The 1382-nt window shown below is 24.1% G+C and carries 1 protein-coding gene and 1 pseudogene; both read left to right on the top strand.

Annotated features, from left to right (window positions below; genetic code table 11):
• Positions 1-453 (top strand): annotated as a pseudogene (locus B2671_RS11965) (S1 RNA-binding domain-containing protein); the annotation flags it as partial.
• A 133-nt stretch (positions 454-586) separates the two neighbouring features.
• Positions 587-1382, top strand: a 796-nt coding sequence (locus tag B2671_RS11960) for a GNAT family N-acetyltransferase (protein WP_346870628.1), incomplete at its 3' end; no start/stop codon positions are given.

The following is a 1382-nucleotide window of genomic DNA, read 5'->3' as shown; positions in this document are numbered from 1 at the left end:
TGATTAACTGCTTTTGGAGCTTTTGTAGAAATTAATGGTATAGATGGTTTATTACACAGTTCAGAAATGTCTTGGAATAAAGTTAATAACCCATCAAAATTATTTAAAGTTGGTCAGATTATTAAAGTTGGTGTTTTAGAAGTTGATAGAGAAAATAACAAATTAGCTCTAAGTGTTAAAATGTTAAGCGAAAATCCATGGAATAATATTAATGAAAAATATCCAACAGGAAATGTTGTTGCTGGAAAAGTAGTAAGATTTGCACCATTTGGAGCATTTGTTGAATTAGAAGAAGGGATAGATGGGTTAGTCCACATATCTCAAATTTCTAGTGAGAGAGTTGAAAAAATTGAAGATGTTTTAAAAATTGGAGAGATCGTAAAAGCTGTTATAACTCAAGTAGATGCTGAAGGAAAGAAAATTGGACTTAGCATTAAAGATTTAGAAGCATAAAAATTTTTAGAAGATACACTATACTGGTGTATCTTCTATTTTAAATAAAAATAAATATACTAAAAATGGTTATATTATTTAAATTTGGATTATAATATATATATAGATTCAAAAGTATGAGGTAGATGGATTTATGTATAGATTAGAAACATTAAATAATTCAAATTTTAATTTTATAAATGAGTTTGATATTACTAATGAGTATAAAGAAGAACTCATAGACATATGTACAAATAAGAATATATTTAAAAAACTTCTTTTGGGAAAAAATATCAAGTATATAAAATCTCAACAAAAATATATAGGGTTTTTATGGTATAGTAAACTTCAATATCAAGTATATAAAATACACTGTATAAAGTTTATTCCTGAATATAGTACTTTTGAGTATTATAAAGAAGTTTTTAAGTTTTTCAATAGTTGTAATTCAATTATAATTAGTGAAAATAATAACTTGAATACAACTTTATTGATTGAACTAGGATTTAGTGTAGAAAGAGCTATTATTGAAATGAAAAGAGATATAAGTTCCTATGAAGAACAAAATAATGATGAAAATATTTCTTTTGCAACATTTAAAGAAGGAAAAGATGAAAAATATAGGTGTTTAATTCAGAATAAAGTTTTTGATTCAGCTAATAGACAGTCTATAAATAAAGAGGATATTATATATGAAAAATATCAAAATTATTATATTCCAGAAGGATGTATTTTTATTAAACATAAAGGGGTTCATGTAGGGTATGGACAATTAATAAAAAAAGATTCAAAAATTTATATAGCTAACTTTGGAATTTTGCCTGAATATAGAGGTAAAGGTTATGGAAAGAAGTTACTTAAATATATAGTGAATATAGCTCATGATCTTGGTAATAGTAAAATATATCTTAAATGTGATAAAAAGAATATAGAAGCTGTAAATTTATATC

The sequence above is a fragment of the Clostridium sp. UBA5119 genome (genome assembly GCF_002414285.1).
GTDB classification, from domain to species: domain Bacteria; phylum Bacillota; class Clostridia; order Clostridiales; family Clostridiaceae; genus Clostridium_J; species Clostridium_J sulfidigenes.
This window is presented reverse-complemented; position numbering and strand designations above follow the sequence as displayed.